16 protein-coding genes are annotated in these 25305 nt (G+C 44.8%); 5 read left to right on the forward strand and 11 right to left on the reverse strand.

Translation table 11 applies throughout. From position 1 onward, the window contains the following. The first annotated feature begins 82 nt into the window (after nt 1–82). From AAAT93_RS07535 to AAAT93_RS07555, 5 genes are read left to right on the forward strand one after another with little or no spacing between them, the layout of a single operon-like run. Entirely contained in the window at nt 83–1198 is a 1116-nt protein-coding gene (locus tag AAAT93_RS07535) for an ABC transporter substrate-binding protein (protein ID WP_227572893.1), read from the forward strand. After that, entirely contained in the window at nt 1185–2162 is a 978-nt protein-coding gene (locus tag AAAT93_RS07540; RefSeq protein WP_227572894.1) for a FecCD family ABC transporter permease, read from the forward strand. Before AAAT93_RS07535 ends, AAAT93_RS07540 begins: the two co-directional genes overlap by 14 nt. Beyond that, nucleotides 2159–2953 (forward strand): ABC transporter ATP-binding protein, encoded by a 795-nt coding sequence (locus AAAT93_RS07545; RefSeq protein WP_196020075.1) that lies wholly within the window; start codon nt 2159–2161, stop codon nt 2951–2953. Before AAAT93_RS07540 ends, AAAT93_RS07545 begins: the two co-directional genes overlap by 4 nt. Continuing rightward, nucleotides 2950–3285 carry a winged helix-turn-helix domain-containing protein gene (locus AAAT93_RS07550; RefSeq protein WP_117780956.1) on the forward strand — a complete coding sequence of 112 codons (336 nt, stop codon included), beginning with the start codon at nt 2950–2952 and terminating at the stop codon, nt 3283–3285. Before AAAT93_RS07545 ends, AAAT93_RS07550 begins: the two co-directional genes overlap by 4 nt. After that, nucleotides 3233–4330 (forward strand): NTP transferase domain-containing protein, encoded by a 1098-nt coding sequence (locus AAAT93_RS07555; RefSeq protein ID WP_227572930.1) that lies wholly within the window; start codon nt 3233–3235, stop codon nt 4328–4330. The genes AAAT93_RS07550 and AAAT93_RS07555 overlap by 53 nt, the downstream gene beginning before the upstream one ends. Here the strand turns inward: AAAT93_RS07555 and AAAT93_RS07560 are convergent. The 11 genes from AAAT93_RS07560 to AAAT93_RS07610 all read right to left on the reverse strand — a co-directional run bounded on the left by AAAT93_RS07560 (nt 4302) and on the right by AAAT93_RS07610 (nt 25254). Continuing rightward, nucleotides 4302–5288 (reverse strand): tRNA dihydrouridine synthase, encoded by a 987-nt coding sequence (locus AAAT93_RS07560; RefSeq protein WP_331682219.1) that lies wholly within the window; start codon nt 5286–5288, stop codon nt 4302–4304. The genes AAAT93_RS07555 and AAAT93_RS07560 overlap by 29 nt on opposite strands. After that, nucleotides 5285–6625: an MATE family efflux transporter gene (locus AAAT93_RS07565; RefSeq protein WP_227572895.1), complete on the reverse strand. Its 1341-nt coding sequence runs from the start codon at nt 6623–6625 to the stop codon at nt 5285–5287. Before AAAT93_RS07565 ends, AAAT93_RS07560 begins: the two co-directional genes overlap by 4 nt. 67 nt (nt 6626–6692) lie before the next feature. After that, complete coding sequence (locus AAAT93_RS07570) at nt 6693–13757, reverse strand: Cna B-type domain-containing protein (RefSeq protein ID WP_227572896.1); 7065 nt, start codon at nt 13755–13757, stop codon at nt 6693–6695. Nucleotides 13758–14051: 294 nt separating this feature from the next. After that, nucleotides 14052–14306 carry a hypothetical protein gene (locus tag AAAT93_RS07575; RefSeq protein ID WP_021984949.1) on the reverse strand — a complete coding sequence of 85 codons (255 nt, stop codon included), beginning with the start codon at nt 14304–14306 and terminating at the stop codon, nt 14052–14054. A 73-nt stretch (nt 14307–14379) separates the two neighbouring features. Next, nucleotides 14380–16659, reverse strand: a complete 2280-nt coding sequence (locus AAAT93_RS07580) for an ATP-dependent helicase (protein WP_227572897.1) — start codon at nt 16657–16659, stop codon at nt 14380–14382. 4 nt (nt 16660–16663) lie between these two features. Next, nucleotides 16664–17347 (reverse strand): PspA/IM30 family protein, encoded by a 684-nt coding sequence (locus tag AAAT93_RS07585; protein WP_021984951.1) that lies wholly within the window; start codon nt 17345–17347, stop codon nt 16664–16666. A 128-nt stretch (nt 17348–17475) separates the two neighbouring features. Further along, complete coding sequence (gene purE / locus AAAT93_RS07590; protein ID WP_021984952.1) at nt 17476–17964, reverse strand: 5-(carboxyamino)imidazole ribonucleotide mutase; 489 nt, start codon at nt 17962–17964, stop codon at nt 17476–17478. A 41-nt stretch (nt 17965–18005) separates the two neighbouring features. Continuing rightward, nucleotides 18006–21650 (reverse strand): CAP domain-containing protein, encoded by a 3645-nt coding sequence (locus AAAT93_RS07595; protein ID WP_188332007.1) that lies wholly within the window; start codon nt 21648–21650, stop codon nt 18006–18008. A gap of 21 nt (nt 21651–21671) precedes the next feature. After that, complete coding sequence (locus tag AAAT93_RS07600; protein WP_227572898.1) at nt 21672–23147, reverse strand: thymidine phosphorylase; 1476 nt, start codon at nt 23145–23147, stop codon at nt 21672–21674. Nucleotides 23148–23198: 51 nt separating this feature from the next. Next, complete coding sequence (locus AAAT93_RS07605; RefSeq protein ID WP_118734019.1) at nt 23199–24389, reverse strand: phosphopentomutase; 1191 nt, start codon at nt 24387–24389, stop codon at nt 23199–23201. A gap of 25 nt (nt 24390–24414) precedes the next feature. Beyond that, the gene (locus AAAT93_RS07610) at nt 24415–25254 is read right to left on the reverse strand and encodes a formate/nitrite transporter family protein (protein WP_227572899.1); all 840 of its coding nucleotides are present in this window, start codon (nt 25252–25254) and stop codon (nt 24415–24417) included. Nucleotides 25255–25305: the final 51 nt, after the last annotated feature.

A 25305-nucleotide genomic window follows, 5' to 3' on the forward strand; every position in this document is an offset into this window, starting at 1 on the left:
TATAGTAAAAATACTTGCCTTTGAAAAGCGGTTTTGTTACAATACCGTTGTATTATCAAAAGTACAACGAAAGGTTTTTATCATGAAACAAAGATTCAAAAAACATGTAGCACTTATACTCATCAGTCTGTTGCTGCTCTCTCTGATCGGATGCAGCAAACCTGCATCCACAGAGACAACCACAACAACGGAAACAGCTGTCACAGAAGCACCGGCAGCCTCCATATCGGATGCTGCTACAACGGCAGACAGCACCCCCGCAGATGCCAGTGAAGAGGGCTCTGATGCGCAGACGGTCTATCCGGTCACAGTCACCGACCAGGCTGGTCGTGAAGTCACAATTGAAAAAGAACCGGAGTCAATCGTGAGCGGATACTATATCTCCACAAGTCTCCTGCTTGCACTCGGTCTGAAAGACAAGGTAACAGGCATCGAAGCAAAAGCAAGTAAGCGGCCAATCTACAAACTTGCGGCGCCAGAATTCCTCGAGCTTCCAAATGTCGGCACAGCCAAGGAATTTGACTTAGAAACCTGCGCTTCCCTCTCCCCAGAGCTTGTCATCCTGCCTATGAAATTAAAGGATGCAGCGCAAAGCCTCTCCGAGCTTGACATCCCTGTCCTGCTCGTCAATCCGGAAAGCGAAGCTCAGTTAGAACAGATGATTGAACTTGTCTCCACCGCAACCAACACAAAGGAAAACGCAGATGCCCTTCTTTCTTATATTGATGAGAAAAAAGAGATGCTCGAAAAAGACTTATCCGGCGTCGATGCAAAAAGCGTCTATCTCGCCGGTAACTCTTCCCTTCTTTCCACTGCCGGTCCAGCGATGTATCAGTCAGGGCTTATCGAACTGGCAAGCGGTAAAAATGCAGCATCCGAAATCACGGATACCTATTGGGCTGAGATCAGCTACGAGCAGCTTCTGGCATGGGATCCTTCTTATATTATTCTCGCTTCGGATGCAGAATACACACCCGAAGATGTATTAAACGACGAGAATCTGAAGGAGTGCACCGCAGTCAAAAACGGAAATGTCTATGCAATCCCTGGCGATATCGAAGCATTAGACAGTCCTGTACCGGGCGGAATCCTTGCATCCATCTGGCTTGCCGGAATCCTGCACCCGGATCAGGTATCTGCAGATATGTATACAGAAGAAAAGGCAGCGTTCTATGAAACTTTTTATGGAATCAAATAATAAAATTAAATTCACTCTTATCGTCGGAACCGTTATCTTAACGGTTCTGACGATTTTTTCATTTTTTGTCGGCCGCTACCCACTCACACTCTCCGGAATTATATCCGGTGATTCAAGACAGTGGCAGGTGTTTGTGACATTGCGCGCAAGCCGCGGAATCGTCGGCTGTATCGGCGGCTTCGTTCTCGGCGTAGCAGGTTTTGTCTTCCAGACTGTATTCCGGAATCCATTGGCATCACCGGATATCATCGGCGTATCTTCCGGTGCCAGCGCCGGTGCCGCGTTCGGCATCCTGTTTCTGTCCGGCTCTATGGCAGTGACTGCGTCTGCATTTGCCGGTGCTCTCGGTTCTGTTGTTCTAGCGCTTATGCTCGCATCCCTCACTGCCGGGCAGGATGGCAGAGGAATCGTGTTGGCAGGAATCGCGGTACACAGCTTAGCCCAGACCACTCTCATCTTCCTGAAGCTGCTCGCCGACCCGGAAAAACAGCTTGCATCCATCGAATACTGGATTATGGGAAGTTTAAATGGCATCAGTCTCTATACCATCAAAGGAAATGTGATTCTCTGTATCCTCTGTATCAGCGCACTTTTTTTGTTGTACCGGCAGATTATGATGCTTTCCCTGCACGATGACGAAGGGCGTATGCTCGGTGTTCACACACAACATCTCCGGCTTTTGATTCTCCTGATTGCAACGCTGGCAACATCCGGAATCATCAGCATGACCGGGCTTATCAGCTTCATCTCTCTGCTTGCACCGCACGGTGCACGTCTGATCATCAAAAACAACCGGCTATCCACGATGTTTCTAAGTGGGATCATCGGCGGCTGCCTGCTGACACTCGGAGATATTCTGGCACGAAGCGTAGCTTCCACAGAGCTGCCGGTCAGTATCTTCACCAGTCTTGTCGGAGCACCATTTTTGATCTATCTATGCGTAAGGAGGAACCGCGAATCATGAGTCTGCTCACAGTCAGTCACCTGTCTGCCGGATATGGCAGAAAAGAAATCCTACACGATATCAGCTTTACGTCGCGTCCCGGAACAATCACCGGTATTCTCGGTGCAAATGGATGCGGCAAAACTACACTTTTAAAAGCGATTGCGAACATCCTCCCGCACAAAGGTTCCTGTCTGCTTGCAGAAAATACATTGGAATCACTTTCTGCACGGGAACTTGCAAAGCAATGTGGATATATCCCCCAAAAAAGCGGAATCACAATTGATATGACAGTTCTGGATGTTGTCCTGATGGGGTATCATCCGGACTTATCGCTGTTGCAGCCTCCCACCGCGCAGATGAAAGAACATGCCAAAGCAACTCTCACGATGGTCGGTCTTCCCGATCGTGAGCAGGCAAACTACAACCAGCTAAGTGAAGGACAAAAACAGTTATGTATCCTTGCACGGACATTCGCCGGCGCACGTAAGCTTCTGCTCCTCGATGAGCCGGAAAGCGCCTTAGATTTCCGGTTCCGGAACCAGATGATGCAGCATCTGCGGACATATGTGACTGCCCACGACGCCTGTGCGCTTGTCACACTCCATGACCCTTCTCTGGCATTAAACACCTGTGACGAGCTCCTTGTCCTGTCGAAAGGCACACATTCCGGGAAAATCTCCCCGAAATCGACTCCTGTTTCAAAGATGGAGTCGCTGCTTTCCTCGATTTATGGTACAATCAATATCACAAAGCTCCACGACAAAAGTGGGAACGAACACCTTGTTATGATACAGGAGGAGTCCATATGAAAGCTGTTACAAAAATTACTTTTTACGATGAACAGGATGAAAAATTCTTTGGAGAAGGTCCCTGTCGTCTGCTGCATGCCATCGAAGCAGAAGGCTCCCTGCGTGCGGCTGCAAGCTCGATGGGACTTGCTTACTCGAAAGCGCTTCGTATGATAAAAAATGCCGAGCATGCACTCGGATTTCCACTCACAAGCAGGACTGTCGGTGGCAAATCCGGCGGTGGAAGCACTCTGACACAGGAAGGAAAGGAATGGATAGAAAAATATGAACGGTATCGAGATGCCTGCATACAGGCCAACCGCAAATTGTATCTGGAGATCTTTTCGCGCTAGCAGCAAAAAGCATCTGATTCTGAACGGAAGCCGCGGAAGCGGAAAGTCCACGCTTCTTTCTGCCCTTTTCCCACAACCAATGCCCGGGCTTACATCCTATGTAGTACCCGAAGATGGTGTCTATATGAAAGAAAACCTGTCAGGCGAGACTGTCCAGATTGGAAGATATCAGGCAGATGCACCCGGAAACACAAACAAAATGCAACCGGTTCCGGAAGCATTTCTCACAAAAGGCATCGAATTTCTGGATATGTGTATCCGTCATCCGTCCGACTGGGTAACCATCGACGAAACCGGTTATCTGGAACAGACAATTCCTGCGTATCAGGAAGCAATTTCCCGTCTGCTCGCAGCCAAACATGTACTTTTAGTTGTCCGTAAACAAAAACTTCCTTTCCTGGACTCTCTCTGCAAGCGGGATGATTGTTTTCTCGTAGATTTAGATAAGCCTTATGGAGACGCGTTCTGTATCATCATGGCATCCGGAAAAAGCAAACGCTTCGGTGCCAATAAACTCCTCACAGATTTTAATGGGAAACCACTGATTGCATACGCGTTTGATGCGACCGAAATGCTTGGACAAAACCGGCTGGTTGTGACGATCCACCCGGAAATTGCACATATATGTAAGAAACAGGATATCCCATTTCTTCTGCATAATCTGCCGGACCGGAACGATATGATCCGACTTGGAACCGGTGCAATAAAAGACAAAGCAAGCCACTGCCTGTTCCTGCCTTCAGACCAGCCGCTCGTCTCACGGGAGACAATCGGTGCATTGCTTTTCTGCGCCAAAAATGCACCCGATACAATCTGGCGGACTTGCGATCAGAATACTGCCGGTTCCCCGGTTGTTTTTCCATCTGCTTACTTTGATGATCTTTCTGCACTACCTCCAAAAAATGGCGGCAATACTGTGATTCAAAACCACAGGGAACATGTAAGACTCCTACCGGTTACACAACACTATGAGCTAGCAGACATCGACACACCAGAGGATATGCAGGCAATGGAGGTTATTGCAGCGCATGCACTGGCAAAGTAAATACACCTCTCACCGCAGCCAGATACTCCTCCGGTCGATCTGCTTTCTTTACCTTCTTCAGCTCCCGCTCTGCTTCTGGAAACATCTTACCCAGATAAAACCACACTTCCTTCATCTTAAAGAGCGCATCCCGCTCACAGTCCATCTCTTCCCGGTACCCAGCATACAACCGGTCATGGTACTCCTTTAGCTCTGCCGTTGTTACCGACTGCCCTGTCCGGATCTCCCGTACCAGTCCCGGATTCGCAATTACACCTCTTCCAAGCATAATGCGGTCTACCTGTGGAAACATCTCCCGGAACACATGATAATCTTCCACCGTAAAAATATCTCCGTTATAACAGACCGGGTGCACACATTCCTTCAGTGCTTCCGCAAATACATCGAGATTCGGTTGATTGTTGTAGAAATCCTTCTGCAGACGTGGATGAATGATCACTTCGGAGATAGGATACCGGTTATAGATCTGCAGGATATCCGCAAACTCTTCGGGAAACTCCATTCCGATCCGCGTCTTCACAGAGATCTTGCAGCTTCGCTCCTCCGGCAGTCTGGATATCCCCTCAAATACCGCATCAAAGAACCGGTCTAATCGATCTGGTTCCTCTAAGAATCCACTTCCTTTCTTCTTCGATACGACCATTGCCATCGGACAGCCCAGATTCAGATTCACTTCCTGATAGCCAAGCTCCGCCAGCATATTGCACGTCGTAAGGAACTGTTCCGCATCGTTCGTCAGGATCTGTGGAACAACATACATTCCCTGATTGTGCTCCGGTGCCACGTCTTTCCGCTCTCTCGTCTTCAATATTTTTTTCTTTGATGGTGCGATAAACGGCATCACGTACTTATTCATATCGCCAAACATCGCATGATATGCATTCCGGTACACGTATCCCGTCACGGATTCCATCGGTGCCAGATAAAATTGTATTTTCTCGAATTCTGTAATACTCACCGTAACGCTCCTCTATCATCAGCATTTTCTTCCACATGTTTCGGGCGGAATATATACAGCAAAATTGCTTTACATATATTGTCTGCGATCATGCAAAGCCAGACTGCCTTTAAACCCAGTCCAAACACATTCACGCATAAGAACGTACCAAATATCCGGATGCCCCACATGCTGACCGCCTCACACGCGAACACATGCTTCGTCCGACCCATACCATAGGAAATACCCTCTAAGACAATCATCAGTCCAAAAAACGGCTCTGAAAACGAAACCAGACGCAGCATCTCACTTCCGATCCGCGCCGCATTGACTGAGTTCGTAAACAGACGCATAAATGGATATGCGAATAGGTAGAGTCCGATACCATTTACTACCATAATCAATAATGTGATCAGAATCGATACCCGCTCCGTTGCTTTTAATTTCCGGATATCCTTTTCTCCGAGCGCATTACCAACCAATGTGCTGGTCGCCACCCGCAGTCCATATCCCGGAATATAGACGATCTGCTCCGCTGTAATGGCGATCGAATGCGCCGCAAATATCGTCGTTCCCATACCAGATACCATCCGTGCAAACGCAATGTATCCAAAACAGCTTACAAAGGTCGTGCCAAGTGCCGGAAGCCCAATCGTAAATGTCTCTGACAGAATCTCCCGGTCGAGTCTCCTGTCCTCTCGCGTTGGTCGAAGCTTCGTCTTGCTGAGCATCAGCAGAAACATCGCAATACCGCCGATTCCAAAACTGATGCAGGATGCGATTGCCGCACCTGCCACGCCGAGATTCAGACCATATATAAATACCGTATTCAATAGGATATTTAACACATTTTCACCCACGCTGATAAACATCGGCGATTTCGTATCCTTAATGGATCGAATCATCGCGGAAAAGACGCGGGAAGACGCCCGGAACACAAGTGAAATGCTTGTAATTGTGAAATACACGCTTGCCGGTCTTACAATATCCGGTTCAACGCCCATCCACACCGGAATATACGGGGACAGCACAAGCGCGATCACTTCCAATAACGTTCCGATTGTAAATGCATATAGTATTGATTGTCCAGCCAGTTTCTTCAGTTTGGCTTCGTCCCCGGCTCCATTTGCCTTCGATGCAATCGCCAGCACAGCAACCGCAATCGCACTTGGAATTGAGTGGATCAGCCAGCCGATGGTTGTTGTCGTGCTGACTGCTGCCGTTGCTTTCTCACCCAGATGTCCCACCATCGCCGTATCAACATATTGAAGCAGCGTCGACAGCACCTCTTCTAATACGGTCGGGATGGATAAGGTGATCAGCGATCGAAACGCTTCCTTATTGTATGTTTGTTTCATTTATTTTCAAATCCTTCTGTTTACTTAAAAGAAGGGCTTATAGAAAGCCCTTCTTCGTAAAACTTATTTACTTATCGCTTCGTTTCTTTTTGGAAACACCAAGTATGATTATTCCAACAGCCGCAACTATCATTATAATGGTGATTGGCGCAATCGGCGCTGTATCGCCTGTTTTCTTCACTGTATTGGATGATGTCGTAGTAGTTGTCGTCGTGGTTGTCGTACTCGTAGTACTTGTCTCCGTCGTCGTAATCTCTGTGGTTGTATCTGTTGTTTCTGTGGTTTCCGTTGTTTCAGTCGTTTCCGTTGTTTCGGTCGTCTCAGTTGTTTCTGTTGTCTCAGTCGTTATCTTGTCATACGTATTTGTATACGCAACATTTGCTGTCGCATGATCTCCGATTACAACCGAAGCGGTTTTGCCCTCCACTGCAGTCTGCGCGTCTACAACATATGTGATCTTGCTCAACGTATATCCATCTACATCTGAAGCAATCTCATTGACTGTATAGCTGCCTGCATTGCAACTGATTTCCTTTGACCACGTCTTACTAGCAGTATCATAAGAAAAATCTGCAAGACTATATGTTGTCTTTGTACCGGTTGCATCCTCAACAACCTCAAAGCGAATTGTCTGCTCCGCATCTGTTTTGGATACACCACCCGCTATGGTCTTTGTCAACACAAGCTTAGCCGGAGCATATGTATTTTTCACAACGATTTTATCTCCAATGCTTCCACTTGCTGGTTCGTAGGAAGTCGCATAATTTGTAACCTCTGTCTCTCTCACACTATACGATATCTCAACGCCATTCTCGTATTTGTCGAGATCTGTAAATGTACCCTTCCAGTTATTTGTCTTATCCAGTTTCAAAGTCTTTGCTGTTGCAACACCATTCTTATAAAGAGTTACTGTGATCGTACTATGATCATCTGCTGCCAGGTTATCGCCAACCCACTTCTTTTCAACCTCGATATCACCCTTTTGTGTTGTATATGAATTTCTAACCTCAAATACACCGTTTTCACCAGCATCTTCTGCTGTCACAGTTGTACCAGAAGCATTCTTCTTCACATAACTTACAATATATCCGGCTGGCACATCGACTTCTTTGACTGTATATACATATTCTGTATTTGCTGCTACATCACTGTACTTCGGAAGCTCTGTCCATGTATAAGTCCAATGATTTGTTTCACTCAAAGTTACCGTGTCATATACATTTCCATCATACATTAACTGTACCTGTATGCTGGTTGGTCGTTTCCGATCATTATTATTCTGATCATCCCATACCTTTGTCACCGTTCTTGTCGTAGACGGATAAGAGTTTGTAACTGTAATAGATCCATTTCCTGTTGTCGTATCAACTGTCATCGGGCTGTAAGATACACCATAGCCCTGTGGTACAGCTACCTCTTTGACTGTATACGCAATCTCCTGTCCAGCCTCATTATATGGAAGGTCATTCCATGTATAAGTCCAGTGATTTGCATCTTCCAGTGTTACAGCAGTTCCAAATGCAGAACCATTTGCATACAACTGAACATTTACACTCGTTGGACGGGATGTAGAATTATTATCCGCCCATACTTTATCGACTGTAATGTCTCTTGTACGAACTGTATGTGTATTCGTAATCGTTGTGGCTGATCCTGCTGATACAGTAGCTTTTGTATAGCCTGTGACTGTACCAACTTCTTCGACCGTATACACGATATTGTTTCCTCTTGCATCCTGCTTATTCAGATCATTCCATGTGTATGTCCAATGGTTTGTCTCATTCAATTCCTGCGTTGCATCCGGATCTGTTACAGCCACGCCATCTGCCATAAGCTGTACCGTAATTGGTGTCCGCAAACCATCGCGGTTGTTGTCATCTTCCCATACTTTTGTCACTGTATGACTGACTTTATCCATCGAATACTGGTTTGTGATAACCGCCAGATACGTTCCATCGCTCTGCTTCTGGATTACAGAAGACTTCTGTGAATATGAAGCAGGCATGCTTGCAGTATCCTCAACAACCGAATACTGAATCTCTACACCATTCTTATAAACCGGCAGATTGCCCCAGCTTGCCGTCCAGTTATTCGCTGCCGTCAATGTAATATCCTTCGACAGGGAAACTCCATTTTCCATTAAGGAAACCTTAAGATTCTGTGGTCTGTTCCCATCTGCGTCATTATTATCATCCCAATCCTTCCGGATTGACACCTTCGTTGTCTGTAAGGTATTCGTGATATCATAGCCATTCGCTGCATATGTCGTCGTATACCCAGAAACCGGTGTCTCTTCTACCTTATACTGGATTTCCACATTTGTACCTGCATAGTATTTATCCAAATTATCAAAGGTAAAGTTCTTCGTCGTTTCTGTTGTACTCAGACTCTGTGTTTTTACCAACTTCCAATCGGCTGTCGTACCCTTCTTCAATCGATACAGTTTCAACTCAATGCTGGATGGACGATACGCTTCATATCCCGTATCTACCCATGTCTTGGTGCCCGATACAGATGTTTTTTCCGTTTTATTCTCGAAGATGACTGCACCTAAGCTTGTGCCTGCACTGCCGCTCGCAGCTCCATTCACATATTTCTGTACGGAAGTAACTGCGACATCCAATTTGTTGCTTGCAGTATTCTTAGTCACATTTACCTTGACTACATAATATGTATCATCTTTTGTAACACCTGCATAACCAGATTCTTTTTCATAAATCTTGTAAATGTGCTCTCCGACATTTCCTGTCACTGCAGAATCATATGTTAGTGGTGTGAATGTTACGGTTCCATTTGTACTTCCATTTGTTGTTCCTGTAGCAGCCCCTGCCGTCTTTATTGACAGATCTGCATTCAGCTCATCCACTGCAAATCCCGCAAATGTATAGTTAGCTGAATAGTTCGTTGCATTATCCAGCTTCTTTAATGCAGTAAATGTAATGCTGCCAGATGTCTGAATCATTGTATTCACGATATCATAAGTACCTGCAGGGTAACTTGTCGTATATCCAGCGACCGCTGTCTCTACTACCTTATATGGAATCTCAGTAGCCATTCCCGGATAATACTTTGGCAATGTTCCAAATGAATACTTCCATGCACTTGCTGCATCTACAGTCCTGACTGCTCCGACCTGCTCCCAATCGGCATCGTCATTCTCGTTTCCACCCTGTTTCAACTTATATAACTTTACCTGAATGCTAGCCGGACGATCTGCTGTGGTATCACCAACCCATGATTTTGTACCCTGAATCGTCGTAGTCACGGTCGTATTATTAAATACAACCTCTGAAGCCGTGGTACCGGTTCCTGCACTGTTATACTTCGTAATCTTACTGCATGTTGCAACCAGCTTTGTCGGATTTGTAGCATTATCCAATGCAACATCTACCGTCAGAATATAATAGTTCGTATCCGTTGTTACATCTGTGTACCCAGAGCTTTTCTCATAAACCTTGTAGTAATGTTTTCCTACATCTCCTGCTGTTGCAGAACTATAACTTACCTTATCTGCAAATGTAATCGCTCCTGTTGTATTTCCAGCAGTTGTTCCGGTTGTAATATCCTTTACCTTGGTAGCGTTTGCAGCGTCTGCTGATACCTCTTCCACTGCAAAATTCTTAAAGGTATAGGTGTTGCCACTTGCATAAGCGGTTGTGCCATCCAACTGCTTTGTAGCTGAGAAGTCGTAGGAACCTGTATAGTATGTAGACTTTTCATTCTCATATGGAAGATTATATCCCGTATCATTTGTAAACGTCTTTCCCTCGTATCCGCTCGGAATCGTTATACTGGATGACTTTTGAAGCACGAAGTAGAACGAATCCGCCCGAACATCAAATCCCTCTGCAGCAGATACTTCGACCAACTCATAAATCTGATCATAATTCAATCGATCAATTGTCAACTTACCAGCAACCTCATCGGTTACTTTCAGCACATCCGTATCCCGTACCAAGTTACCTCTCGTCATGGTTCCCGTCGCAGAATCATAGGTTGCTTCATACAAACGGAATGTAGAATCTTTCAGTGCATGTGTCGTTCCAGCCGCATCTGTCCAGTATTTGTATAACTCAATCGAGCCATAATTGGATTCTGCCTCATGCTGTCCTTTTGTGAACACCTGTCCCTGGAATGTTTTCGATCCACCCTGATCCGCCTGATATCCGTTCAACGTAAATGTATTAGAGGATTGTTCATCCGTCAAAGTAATCGAACTATTGCCTTGTGTAAACTTCAGATTACACCTCGTTGTATAAGTTATCTTCAAATACTTGCTATCCGGTAATTCAAACCTAAGTGAATTCGAAGATCCATCATAGCTGACTGTATAATCGGTTCCACTTGTCAATGGTGTTTCTGTACCGCCATTTACTTCGTATACCTTGATACTCTGCATATTATAAGAGAATGCAGTACCAAGTTTATCCACAGCCGTTAATTTTCCATCTCCCGGTACCAGATCATAAGCACCCTTGTTGACTTCGATCGTATACTCCGCTGTATTATATTTACTGTTATCTGCACCTGTCGTGTTATCATAGGTACCGTAAAATACTCCGTCCTTCGATACCAATGCAGGTGCTTTCAACGTCGTTGTCGTTGATACTGGTGTTCCAACATTCGTACTTCCTATCTTTAGCTGAGCAGAATTCGTAAAGGTTTCCGATCCCTTCTTTGCAAAATCCTCCAAACTTGTTACTTCTGTCGTATACTCAATCCGGATATGTGTCTCTGTTCCCGCTGAATAGTTGTCAATGGCATTCATCAAAGCAATATAATCCGCAGTAACCGGAATCGTAAAACTTGCAATTCCATTCGTTTCACTTGTCTGAAGACCAATGTTCGGTATCGTTGCTCCACCTGCATAATACGACATATCCGATAACTTACCCGCTGTATTATGCGCTACATCCCTGACATAGAAGTATGCAGTTATCATGCTGGAAGATAATTTCATATCCGTTGGTAATGTATCCGCAATCGTAACAGATTCTCCACCTGAAAGCGCCATGGAATTCAATGACACATCTAACATGTAGCTGATTTTACCTGTTTCGTCTACCTTCGCTGTAACCGTCTTATTCAAAGGCGGCAATGGATTTTTATATATATCCTCACCAGACTTTGACTCTTCCTTACCATTTGCTGAATAATAAATAGTCGCCACATTTTTAAAATTCCTCTGCACCTGGTTCAGGTCCGTATCCAAAACCTTAGTTTTATATTCTAACGTTATTTCCTTTACCGGACTGCTTCCTGTAAATAGACTGTCTTTAAATTCAAATTTATAATCATATCCTCCGTTATTACCTGCAGTATCCGGTGTATATATCACATATTCATTCTCAATATTGGCATCATTGGAATCTGTCGCATCTACAGCAAACGTCGAATTGTCTTTTCTTGTAAATGTAATCTTTGTGTTATATATACCTGACATGCTTCCCGGATTATTCCAATATTTTTGCATATTATCCTTGATATATACATTTGTCAGGTCTTCCGGAATGTCCTTCACAGAAACCGTCCAGTAAATATATCCATCCTGCATTTTCACCGCATGCTTTTCGATAGTCCAATCTTTTCCTGGTGTCTGCACAGTTCCGGTTCCCATATATTTATAGCCCTTATCTGTTGTAAGAGTTACATCATTTTTCACATCCAGTTTGGTCGCAGAATCCATATAATTATCTGTTACCTTTGTATAAACAGTCGCCGTATATACACCATTGTTTTCCTTAAAGGCAGAAGCAGGCAGCGTCTGGCTTGTACCTCCCTGCAGATTGCCATCCTTATCACATAATGCTGATCCAATCTCCGGCATATCTACGATAGTTCCAGAGCCAAGAAGTGCATCCAAAGAAGTATACTCTCCTGCATAATCCTTCAGATCAATCGTAATCGTCCATGTCACAACCTTAGAAGTTTTATCCAGTGACCCTGTTTTCTTTACTTCCGGTCTTGTCACATCGTAAGTTGCCGATGTAGTTCCCGTTTTTGTCTCTTTTTTATTATTCTTATATGTATAATCTACTGTATTCGTATAAGAAGTACTATTCGCATTATCCGGATCAAAAATACCTTCATCTGTCTCTACATCATAAGTAACTTCCACGGTCGTAGTACTGCCATCCGATGAACCAAGTTTGTTCAAAGCATTTGCCAGAGCACCAAAGCTTCCATATATGGTATTCGCAGTGACATTTGAATCATTGCTGCTTGCAATCTTGATATTGGAGATATTCTTTAAGTTTGCACCTAAACTATCTGTCAAAGATACCCCGGACACAGAGCCAGTCGTTTTTAATGTCAACTTATATGACTGCTTCCACGTATTTGTACTCTTGTCATAGGTTGCTTTTCCATCGGTTGCTTTCTGTACTGTCAATGTACTTGTTGCGGTTCCATCATCGTAAATCACATCTGAAACTTTTTTCTTTGCAGTTCCAATCGTTATTTTATCTCCGGATCCCTTATCGGTTTCCGTCAGCTTTACATTTCCATATATTGTTCCATCTCCCTTTCTTGTGTTTTCCGTCAAGAAAGTCTGATTATCAAGGCATATATATGCATAACCATTACTAATATAAATATAACCTACTTTTTTTCCTTCAAGCATAATATCCTGTTTTCCGGATATCAATTCAAGGTTATTCAAATCATTAAAATTTACTTTGATATAAATAGGATTTCCATCTCTTGGAATGGCACTGTTATCTAACTCCCATTTATATTTTAAGTTAAACTCATCACCTTCAAATACTTTTGTTACCTGATCCAAATCCGTCTCCTGCCCATTATGTTTAACACTGGCAGTGAAATTCATCGTTATTCCATTTGACGTATCTGTATATGCATTGTTCCAAAGTGAAAGATCTACGGAATCATCTGCCACATTTTGTGAGGTTTCATTCAGATTCTCTTCTTCTAAAGGAACACCATTTTGATTTTCTTGTGTTCCTAAACTTTGCTGCCCTGTTGCGAAATTTGCATCGCTCTCCGATGCGACACTCTCTGTCTCCCCGCCTTCCGCAATCGGTGTATAGCTGATGTTCTGGAATAATGAAATTAACATCAACATAGAAAGCAGAAATGCAATCACTTTTTTCTTGTTTTTTTGTTTGTTCATAAACTCCATCCTCCATTTTCTTTTTTCCTAATGCATCCTTGCATTTATGCATTGGAACCATTTATGATAAACTCTGACATCCCTCTGTGCAGAGTAAAATTAAGTTATGAATTATTACTGTTCAATTTTTATATCGACAGTAACCCACTATCGCATAATATTTTACATGAAAGTGCTTGTGTTTTCAACATATTGCGTCTATAAATTTGTGTTTTTTTTGACTATTAAAACACAAAAAACCTGCCACACCAATTCTAGTGTGGCAGGTTTTGTAACCATCTTCCGAAGTATGTTTTATTCTTCGTCCTTCTTCTCCTCTGTGGATGCCTCTGCATCGTCATCATCAAAGAAGCTATCATCAAAGTCATCATCGTAATCATCGAAATCATCTAAGTAATCTGGTGTCAGGTACTTGTAAACTGCTACGCAGATACCTACGATGATTGTCAGAATACCAACGATCAATGCAACAGAGAGAAACGCGTTCTTTGCTTCTGTTACGCATTCGTCTTCTTTTACAACTTTTACTTCGTCACAACACTTTCTCATAGTTTTCTACCTTCCTTTCATCGCTACTGATAAACTAATTTTACCACAGCTTATCCGATATTTCTACCGTGATTTACAACTTTTTCATTTTTACAAGCGATGCAAATAAATGTTTTTCACCAACACGGTCGAAATTCACGACGATTTCCTGATCGCCGCCCGATGGAATCACATCAATCACCTCGCCATTTCCAAATTTAATATGGCGTACTTTATCCCCTACTTCATAGCTTGCCGGTGCCGACGCTGTATTTCCCATCGGGAATGCCTTCCCGAATCCCGGATTGGCGCTCGGGTTCGCAGTAGCTGTGGCAGGTCGTGTATACGGGTTGTTCTTTCCGTATGCCTTTAACTGAATTACCTGCTCTGCCGGTTTCTTCGACGGAATCCGATCCATATTTGCTGGAGCATAGCCAAAGGCTTTCTCCTCATATTCCAAATAATGCTTCGGAATCTCCTTGACGAACCGCGATACTTCCTCGAAATTCGTCGAACCATGCACCATCCGTTGTCCGGCAGCCGTCATATACAGTTTCTCCATCGCACGTGTAATTCCGACATAGCAAAGTCTCCGCTCCTCTTCAAGTGCATCCGGATCATCCGAATCCAGCGACATGCCACTTGGGAATAACCGTTCTTCCATACCAGTCATAAATACATACGGAAACTCCAAGCCTTTCGCACTATGTAAGGTCATCAGCGTCACCTTTGCGGTTGGCACACCATCCTCGTCTTCCTCCTCGGTATCTGCCACCAGCGCGATATCTTCGAGAAGTCCAGTCAGTGTTGGCACCTCTGCACTCTCTTCATAGGTAACGATCTTATTCTTTAATTCCTCTAAGTTATCCAACCGGGTACGCGCTTCATCCGTAGCTTCCGCCTCCAATGCTTCGCGATATCCGCTTTCATCCATGATTGCATCGAACACTTCACTGATGAATTCTCCATGTACCAGTCGTGCTTTAAATCCTTCCATCATATCTGTAAATTTCCGGATTTTCTCCACATTCCGTGTCATGTCAGGTACTTCTTCGATATCTAACAGTGCATCATACAGATTATATCCATTGGACTGCGCATACATATCAAGCTTATCCACGGTCGTCGCACCAATACCACGCTTCGGCACATTGATGATACGCTTGATTGCCTGATCATCGATCGGGTTTGCAAGCACCTTCAGATAACTTACGAGATCCATGATTTCTTTTCTTCCATAGAAGTTCTGTCCACCATAGATTTTATATGGGAGATTCTCATACAGAAGTTTTTCCTCAAGCACACGGGACTGCGCATTGGTACGATACAAGATTGCGATATCATCGAGTGATACCCCCTGATTCTTCAAGATCTTGATCCGAGATGCAACGCCGTTCGCCTCCTCGTACTCCGTGCCGTACCGGGTAAATGTTACCTTCTCACCATCCTCCTGCTCTGTCCAAAGACGTTTATCCTTTCTTCCCTCGTTATTCGCGATCACCGCATTTGCAGAATTTAAGATATTCGCCTTGGAACGGTAGTTCTGCTCCAGTTTTACTACCTTGGCATCCGGATATTCTTCCTCAAAATTCAGGATATTATAGATGTTCGCGCCACGGAACTTATAGATACTCTGGTCGTCATCACCCACGACGCACAAATTCCGGTATTTTGCAGCCAGCATCTTCACCAATATAAACTGTGTATGGTTCGTATCCTGATACTCGTCCACCATAATGTACTTAAACCGTGTCTGGTACTCGGCAAGCACATCTGGATTCGTCTCAAAAAGAAAGATCGTCTTGAAAATCAAATCATCAAAATCAAGCGCATTGTTGCTCTGGAGACGTTTCTGATACTCCCGGTAAACCTCCGCAATCTTCTGATCCCGGAAGCTTGCCGCATGTGCTTTCTCATAATCGTCCGGTGTCATGTACCCTTCCTTTGCCTTCGATATCGCCGAAAGCATCGCCCGCTCCGGATAGAGCTTCGGGTCTAGTTGCAGATATTTCAACACTTCTTTTACAACAGTCTTCTGTTCACTTGCATCATAGATCGTGAAACTGCTTGTTCCACCGATCTTGTCAATATGTTTCCGCAGAATCCGCACACACATGGAATGGAAGGTCGATACCCACACACTCTCAGCGCCAAATCCTACCAGATTATCTACTCGTTCCCGCATCTCTGCCGCAGCCTTGTTCGTAAATGTGATTGCCAGTATATTGTATGGATTGACTGACATCTCATCGATCAGATATGCGATCCGGTGCGTGATCACTCTGGTCTTTCCAGAACCCGCACCTGCTAAAATAAGTAAAGGCCCGTCGGTTGTACAACAGGCCTCTAACTGTTTGTCATTTAATCCCGGCATCGGTTTACTGTAAACCTAACTTTGCCTTCATCGCTGCCAGCTCATCCTGTACAGCTGCATTTGGAGCTGCATCATACTTGGCTGCTAAACTGTCGATGCCACTCTCCTGTGTTGTCTGATTTAATTCGGTCATGGCATTTGCCTGATCAAGCATTGCGTTCGCCTTTGCTTCCATACGATCAAAGGCAGCCATGCTGCTTGCTGAATCTGACAGATTGTTCGTCATCTTGTTCAGACGATCCTGAGTCTTAGCGACCTTCATCTTCGCCTTGATTGCATCACGGCGGGAGTCAAGCTGGTTGATATCTGTCACAAGCTTGTCATGCATCTGACGCATCTTCATCGCATTTGCAGCTGCAACATCATAGGTCTGCTGCAAGCTTGCCTGCTTCGCTGTAAGCTGGTTCTTCTGCTCTAAGAACTTCATGGCATCTGCTTCGTTTCCGGCAAGAAGTGCCTTCTCTGCGTATGCCTGCATCTTCGTAATCTCAGAATTCACTTCATCCAGCTCGCGCTTGCATCTCTGCTCATCTGCCATAACGGCAGCTGTTTCCTTCTTCACTTCTGCCAGATCCTTTGTCAGGTTACGAAGTGTCTGATCAATCATCTTCTCCGGATCTTCTGCCTTATCGAGAAGTGCATTGATATTTGAAGCCATAATGTCTTTAAATCTCTGTAAAATTCCCATTGTAATAAAACCCTCCTATAATTCTCATCTTCATACCGTGAAATCCACGTTGCTTTTATTATACTTGATAAAGATAGTAAAGTAAAATGGAATTTTGTTAAAAATTGGTGTTGTCTCTGCAACTTGTCTTAGTTGTATTTTGCAATCACTTCTTCGTTTGCCTTCATGGCGCTTTCTTCCATCTGCTTTCTCTCTGCAAGGAGCTTTTCCTGCACTTCCTTATGCTGTACACCGATGATCTGCAATGCGAGATATGCGGCATTCTTTGCACCATTGATTGCTACGGTTGCAACCGGAATTCCGGATGGCATCTGCACGATAGAGTAAAGTGCGTCCTGTCCATCGAGTACGGAACCTGAGATTGGAACACCGATAACCGGAAGAACCGTCTGGCTTGCAACAACGCCCGGAAGTGCGGCTGCCATACCTGCGGCTGTAATAAACACTTCTGTGCCGTTTCCGTTTGCTTCCTCGATAAATGCGGAAAGTCCTGCATGTGCACGGTGTGCTGACAGGCAACGCACATCAACCTGTACGCCATAGTCCTTCAGAATCTTAATTGCTGGCTCTACCTTTGGAAGATCACTTGTGGATCCCATAATCACTGCTACTCTCATTTGTTCTGCCTCCTTGATGTTAAATATATTGTATTGTATCACTATCTCCTGATAAAGGAAACAGTATTTGTTGCTGTTATGTTATCGTATGTTCTTCCGGGTTCCGGAGATCCCTTTGGAACCAATATGATTTGTATACCTTCCAGTCTTTTTGCCAGTCCGGCAGTTCCGGATGCTTCTCCGTTTTTTGCCCACGACAGCCAGCCAAACGACTGTGCATGTACGCGGTAATAAATATCATAGTGTTCTGCCATCTCTCCATAGAGCGAAATCCGGATTGCTTCTAATCGTTTTGCCTGTCCGCTTGTACCGGACATTTCTCCATCTTTTTTCCATGTATTCGGATCATTTTCATTTCCCTGCCATCCATAAGATTGTACATGCGTTGTGTACCTTACACCACCTGAATATGATGCGTTCGACAACTTGATATTGATTCCTTCCAACCGCTTTGCCTTGCCGCTGGTTCCGGACATCTGTCCGTTGGTTTTCCATGTCTGCCAGCCAAAGGATTGTACATGGGTCTTATACATTATATTGGCGTTATACGCATCCCCCGGAATCTGAATCGAACCATTCTGCAAAGCAACATAAGCACGGGTATTCACAGATGACGGATTCACATTCGCATACGATTGTCCTGGCGCCGGTTCTCCTTTCTTCACTACGACAATCTGAATTCCTTCCAACCGCTTTCCATACCCTGCTGTTCCTGATGGTTCCCCATTTTTTGCCCATGCAAGCCAGCCGAATGACTGTGCATGTACACGGTAATAAATATCATAGTTATCTTTATCTGCTCCGGTCAGACGGATTTTGATCGCTTCTAAACGTTTTGCCTCACCGCTCGTTCCGTTTTTCTCGCCATTTGCAGACCACGGCAGCCAGCCATACGTCTGGCAATGTGTAGTGTACTGTACACCAAGATTTGCATTTCCGGATACACGTACCCAGATATTTTCCAATCGTTTTGCTTCACCACTTGTACCTGCCATCCAGCCATTTGACATTGCCGGTTGGGAATCACCATATGTCTGGATATGCGTCTTGTAGCTGACATCTACTTGTGGAATTACCGTTGGTCTTGGTACCGTAGTTCCATATGTAAATGTACTGCTTCCACTTACCGCGCCACACTGTGAACAGCTATAATAGTACACAGCTGGCGAATCATAGGTTGCATCCGACTTTTTCGTTGTATTGCTTACTATCTTCGCCGTAAATTGATGCGGCAATTTATCACCATACGTAAACACATCTGTACCTGTTTTTCCGCACCGACTGCACTCGTAATAATATGTTGCCGGTGACGTACATGTTGCTGCACTTGCCATGTAAGCATCAGATATATGCTTTACAGAATACGCATGCCCCAATGCTGTTCCATACGAATATTGCACATCTCCCTTCTTATTACATCCACTGCATGCATAGTAATATCTGGCTGATGATGAACAATTCGCTGCACTTGCAAGATATGTATCGGATATTATCTTTTTAGTATAAGAATGATCCCCTGCCGTACCATATGTATACGTTTTTGCATTTGCAGACTTATCTACTGCTCCGCATCTCGCACAACTATAATAATAAATTGCCGGCGATACGCAATTTGCCGGTTCCTTTAACGCAGCTTCCGTCTGAACTTTCTGTGTATACTGATGGTTCAGTTTGTCTCCGCTATAAAATGTTGTCGTTCCCTTCTGTCCACATCCCGCACAGCTATAATAATACGCTGCCGGCTTTTCACAGGTTGCTGCACTCGCGAAATGCGCTGTATCTACATGCTGTACCGTATAAGAATGTGCTGCCAGACTGCCAGATTCAAAAGTCTCTGTACTTAGCTTTTTACAGTTGGAACAGCTCTTGTAATATGTTGCTTTCTTCGTACACGTTGCATTGCTTTTTAATGCTCCTGTTACTGTCGGATCATTCACATATGTATGTGTAATGGTGTATGTTTTCTCAACTGATTTTGAAAAGATGCCTTTACCCGTAATCTTGCATGTACCTGTTGTTCCACTCGTCGAATGACTCACGGTATAATCTGTTCCGCTTGTCAGCTTAATGCCATTATAAGTTACTGTTGGAGCAACCGCAGATGTACTTGTTCCACATGATATAGACGTCTTCGCCAGTGTCACTACCGCATTACTGATATCTACCGATCCAGTTGCTCCTACTCGAATTGTGTAGGATCTTTTTATAGAAGGGTTGTATTTTGGGTATACAGAAATCGTAACAATTCCTGCTTTTTTCACTTTCAAAACAGCATCGTTCGGTTGTACAATACTCTTTTTGGGAGCCTCTACAATACTGTCATCTGAGCTTTCAAACATAACATCTCGATAACCGCTATCTCCATTCACATCTTTTACATAACACAAAATATTTGAACCTACTGAATTTTCAGTTGGTACACTTAGATGATAATAACTATCCGACGATTCACTATTTCTCCAACATAACAACATTGATGTCGGAGGAACAATCGTAATCGTTGCGTTACAGAAAGAGCAGACACCGGTTGCCTTGCCTGTACTGTCAGCCGTACCATAGACGTAGGAATGTGGTGCTTTTTCTATTGTTTCTTTTATGGTCATCCCGCATTTTGAACACTTGTATATGTTCTCTCCGGTTGTCTGACACGTTGGTTGAACTGTTGACTGCAATACTTTATTATGATTACAGCTCACAGTAAGACTAAATGTACAAAGTACGGTACTTCCTTTTTTGCAAGTAATCGTTGTAGTTCCGGCTTTCTTTGCAGTAACTACTCCATCCGCTGTCACGCTTGCTACTGTTGTATCAGAGGATGTGTATGTAACAGTATCAATCACCCAGAGATCAAGAGTCTTTGATCCATTTACCAGATGAACCATCGGTGTGAGTTTCTGCGTTTCTCCTAAATACTGTGTTGCTTCCCCCTTAAGATAATACTTGTTGATATATGCGTCTTTTACTTCGACTTTCTGCATAATATCTGTATGTCCTGATAAGGCAGACTGGCTTAAGCTCTGGGAAGTGCTGTTAAACTCACCCGCTAACGTATTCGGATAACCAGAGGCAGTTGTATAAAAATCCCCCAGTCCAACATAGGTATTCCTTGGATCAATCATGCTTGTATAGTGACCGGTTACGGCATCTGATGTCTGCTTTACCCAGTCAGATTTCTCGTCATACCACTGGTTAATCCCCGATACCAGATTTCCCTTATTCCAATTATACGCTAACACTTCGGCATATGTTGATACACCATTGTATTTTACAGTACTCAAGCCTTTCCCATTCAGACGGTTATGTCCACTTCCCACAAATCCGAAACACAATCCACCTTCCACCGCACGGATTCTCGCAATCCGCTCCAGATCGGTCGACCATTTGATTGGTACATAATCGGATGCCGTAAGCATCCGGTTTGAATTTCTCGGATCTGGTACATTTCCTGCCTCGCATGCTTCTTTTCTTATTTCATTAATCCGGTTCAATGCATTTTGTGCATCTACATAATACGTTCCATACACCCCGAACATCGTACATCCTGTCGATGGCGCACTTACATCCGTCTCCAGTATTGTGTACTGTGCCGCCTCTGCGATTGGCGACAGTTCCGTCATACCCATACTGAATATCATTGCAAATGCAATGATATATGCAACAAGTCTCTTCCCTCTACGTTTTTTCATTCGCCCCTCCTGTAATTTTCCCTACACCACTATATCTTTCACAAGTTTCTCTGGTTTTATTTGTCTCTGCTCAACCGTATATGCCCCAAGCAACCGTTTCTTTGCTTCTTCGAATACACCCATATCATCGATATACATATAAGCAAGCACGTCGCCTTTTCGCACTGCGTCGCCCAGATGTTTTCTGATATCCAGCCCGACACCTAAGTTGATCGTGCTGTCCTTCGTTGCACGTCCGCCGCCTAAGATGAGGTTCACCATGCCAACCTCGCTTGTGTTGCAGGCTGCCAGATATCCATCCTCTTCACAGACGATCGGAACACAGTTTGCCGCGAGCCGGAATTTGTTCACATCGTCGATGTATGTGCCATCGCCACCCTGTGCTTCCACAAACTCTTTGAACTTGGCAAGTGCCGCACCGCTCTCGATTGCTTTTTCACACTGTGCCTTCGCAGCTTCAAAATCATCGGATTTTCCTGCCGCCATATACATGTATGCCGCCAATGTGAGTGATACAGTAAGCAGGCGGTGAATACCATGCCTGTCGTAGCCCGCACAATTTTCCATACCCGCACAATCTGCCTTGTCTGTGCGGTCCGCACCATATCCCTGTTGCGCTATATTTTCGATTGCACTATAGGCATCACACCGGCTCTGCAAGTCTGTATCCCCGCTTGTGTCATATGTGAGATATGGCTTCACATCCTTCATCGACAACACCTGCACCGCCTCGATCACTTCGAGCGCATTGCCAACCTTGCAGCCGATCGGTTCGTTCATATCCGTAATCACACCATAACACGTTCTGCCAGCAGATTTGCCGATATCAACCATGATCTGTGCCAACGCCTTTGCATCTGTTTCGTTCTTCATAAATGCGCCGCTGCCACATTTCACATCCAGCACGATTGCATCCGCACCTGCCGCAAGCTTCTTGCTCATAATCGAAGATGCAATGAGCGGCAGACTGTCGACTGTCGCCGTCACATCGCGCAGCGCATAGATCTTCTTATCTGCCGGTGCCAGATCTCCGGTCTGTCCGACAAGCGCCAACTTCATCGAATTGACGTGTTCAATAAATTCTGTCTCCGGGATACTCACACAGAAACCCGGAATCGCCTCTAACTTATCAATCGTACCGCCCGTGTGTCCAAGTCCTCTGCCGCTCATCTTCGCAACCGGTACCCCCAGACTTGCGAGGATCGGCGCCACGATAAATGTCGTCTTATCCCCGACACCTCCGGTACTGTGCTTATCGACCTTCACACCGTGGATGGCTGCAAGACTGAGCTGGTCGCCGCTTTCCGCCATCGCATGTGTCAGTGCGCAGGTCTCATCGTGCGTCATGCCTTTGTAGTAGACACACATCAGCCACGCACTCATCTGATAATCAGGGATTTCTCCCTTCGTAAACCCTTCCACGATAAAACGGATCTCATCTGCAGTATGCTCTGCGCCGTTCCGCTTCTTCATGATCATATCGTACATTCGATACATCTTACGTCACCCCCTGTGTCGTAAATACATCCTAGCGATTGTCATATCATGCTACATAATATCCTGCAGGAAACTCTTCCCAATTGCCTTTTCATCATCCACACAGCTTCCAAGCAGGTACTCCTCCACGGTCTTTCCAATATCCGCAAAAGTCGGTCTTGTGCCAAGATCCGTTCCCTGCTTCAATCCCTTTCCATACATCAGAATCGGAATATATTCCCGTGTGTGATCGGTTCCCTTAAAGGTTGGATCACAGCCGTGATCCGCATCCACGATCAAAATATCCTCGTCCGTCATCTGCGCATACAGTTTCGGCAGCCATGCATCGAATTCTTCGAGCGCATTCTTATAGCCAAGCGTATCTCTTCGATGTCCGTATTTCATATCAAAATCAACCAGATTCGTGAAGATCAGTCCCGCCGGTTCTGTCTGCATATAGTCAAGCGTCTTCTGCATGCCATCGGTATTTCCGGTCGTATGCACCGACGCACAGATGCCACTGCCATGGAAGATATCACTGATCTTACCGACTCCGCATACCCGCACGCCCGCATCTGCCAGATGCACCAGCACATTGTGTTCCGATGGTTCTAACGCATAGTCACGCCGGTTGCTCGTACGCTCGAACCCATCGCCTTTTCGTACAAATGGTCTTGCGATCACACGTCCGACGCCATGCTCACCAACCAGAATCTTTCTTGCAATCTCACACATCTCATACAATCTTGGAAGTCCGACCTTCTCCTCGGACGCTGCGATCTGGAATACCGAATCTGCCGACGTATAGACGATCGGATATCCGGTCTTCATGTGTTCCTCGCCATATTCTGCAATGATCGGAATGCCGGATGCGACCTTGTTTCCGTAGATGGCTCCACAACCGGTCTGCTCGATAAATGCATCGATAATCTCCTGTGGGAATCCATTTGGATACGTCGGGAATGCATGTTTTGTATGAATCCCAATCATCTCCCAGTGTCCGGTTGTCGTATCCTTGCCGTTGGATAACTCCTGTGCCTTTCCATACACGCCGATCACATCCTGCTTTGTTGCTGCATCGTAAAACGATGTGTTCTCAATCGCACGAAGTCCAAGCTTCGTCAGATTGTCAAATTTTGCATCTGGATATGTCTCTAAAATATGTCCAAATGTATCGGAGCCAACATCGCCGAACTTATCTGCATCCGGTTCCTCTCCGATTCCTGCACTGTCAAGTACGATCCATATTACACGTTTTGCCATATTTCACGTCCTTTCTGCAAAAGTTCTATGCTTCTGCCTTGTTTTTATTTCTGTAAATCAGGTACAGTGGTAACGCTACAAATACGACTCCACCCACGATATTTCCAAGTGTTACCGGAAGGAGGTTGTTCAGGAAGAACTTACCAACTGTCATCGAATCAAGCTGATCCGGTGTCATGCCTGCCATGATTGCCGCATTGTAGTATGCCTCACCGTGCTTTGCAAGAAGTCCGGCAGGAATGTAATACATATTTGCCACGCAGTGCTCATAGCCTGCAATAACAAACGCCCAAATTGGGAAGAAACATGCGAAGATCTTTCCAATCGCATCCTGACATACACCTGCCAGAAGCACTGCCAGACATACAAGGATGTTACACATGATTCCAGATGTAAATGCCTTCATGAAACTTAAATTCATCTTATTATAAGCCGTCTTGATCGTCGCTGCTGCAAGTGCGCCATTCCCATAATCAAGCTGTCCACAACGGTTTACCAGCACAACTACGATACACGCACCGATCAGATTCGTGATAAATACAACTACCAATACACGAATCATATCGAGAAGCCTGATCCGCTTGTCAAATACAGCAAATGACATCAAGCAGTCACCTGTGAAAAGCTCTGCGCCAATCAGCACAACAAACATCAATCCCACCGGGAATATCGCACCTGCTAATGACTTCGCAAGTCCTGTATTGCTGATTCCGTAAACTGCCGCGCTACTGCTCGATGCACCAATCGCAATGAAAGCACCTGCCAGCATACCGAGCAATACCAGCTTTCCGAACGAAAGCTTTGTTTTTCCTTCGTATACCCCCATGTTATCTGTAATCAGATCACCGATCTTTTTCGTACCCATTTTTTCTTCCTTCCTGTGTCTTCCATTTTATAATTTTTATATTCTATCAGA

Origin of the sequence: Coprococcus hominis (ex Arizal et al. 2022), assembly GCF_040094675.1 — a bacterium.
In the GTDB taxonomy this organism is placed as follows: Bacteria; Bacillota; Clostridia; order Lachnospirales; family Lachnospiraceae; genus Coprococcus_C; species Coprococcus_C hominis.

Excerpts from the sequence above, each read along its gene's own strand:
- AAAT93_RS07535 (WP_227572893.1), top strand. The coding sequence starts at position 83 with ATGAAACAAAGATTCAAAAAACATGTAGCACTTATACTCATCAGTCTG.
- AAAT93_RS07610 (WP_227572899.1), bottom strand. The coding sequence starts at position 25,254 with ATGGGTACGAAAAAGATCGGTGATCTGATTACAGATAACATGGGGGTA.
- AAAT93_RS07555 (WP_227572930.1), top strand. The coding sequence starts at position 3,233 with ATGCCTGCATACAGGCCAACCGCAAATTGTATCTGGAGATCTTTTCGC.
- AAAT93_RS07585 (WP_021984951.1), bottom strand. The coding sequence starts at position 17,347 with ATGGGAATTTTACAGAGATTTAAAGACATTATGGCTTCAAATATCAAT.
- AAAT93_RS07605 (WP_118734019.1), bottom strand. The coding sequence starts at position 24,389 with ATGGCAAAACGTGTAATATGGATCGTACTTGACAGTGCAGGAATCGGA.
- AAAT93_RS07575 (WP_021984949.1), bottom strand. The coding sequence starts at position 14,306 with ATGAGAAAGTGTTGTGACGAAGTAAAAGTTGTAAAAGAAGACGAATGC.
- AAAT93_RS07600 (WP_227572898.1), bottom strand. The coding sequence starts at position 23,147 with ATGTATCGAATGTACGATATGATCATGAAGAAGCGGAACGGCGCAGAG.
- AAAT93_RS07595 (WP_188332007.1), bottom strand. The coding sequence starts at position 21,650 with ATGAAAAAACGTAGAGGGAAGAGACTTGTTGCATATATCATTGCATTT.
- purE (WP_021984952.1), bottom strand. The coding sequence starts at position 17,964 with ATGAGAGTAGCAGTGATTATGGGATCCACAAGTGATCTTCCAAAGGTA.
- AAAT93_RS07570 (WP_227572896.1), bottom strand. The coding sequence starts at position 13,757 with ATGAACAAACAAAAAAACAAGAAAAAAGTGATTGCATTTCTGCTTTCT.
- AAAT93_RS07545 (WP_196020075.1), top strand. The coding sequence starts at position 2,159 with ATGAGTCTGCTCACAGTCAGTCACCTGTCTGCCGGATATGGCAGAAAA.
- AAAT93_RS07540 (WP_227572894.1), top strand. The coding sequence starts at position 1,185 with ATGGAATCAAATAATAAAATTAAATTCACTCTTATCGTCGGAACCGTT.
- AAAT93_RS07550 (WP_117780956.1), top strand. The coding sequence starts at position 2,950 with ATGAAAGCTGTTACAAAAATTACTTTTTACGATGAACAGGATGAAAAA.
- AAAT93_RS07565 (WP_227572895.1), bottom strand. The coding sequence starts at position 6,625 with ATGAAACAAACATACAATAAGGAAGCGTTTCGATCGCTGATCACCTTA.
- AAAT93_RS07580 (WP_227572897.1), bottom strand. The coding sequence starts at position 16,659 with ATGCCGGGATTAAATGACAAACAGTTAGAGGCCTGTTGTACAACCGAC.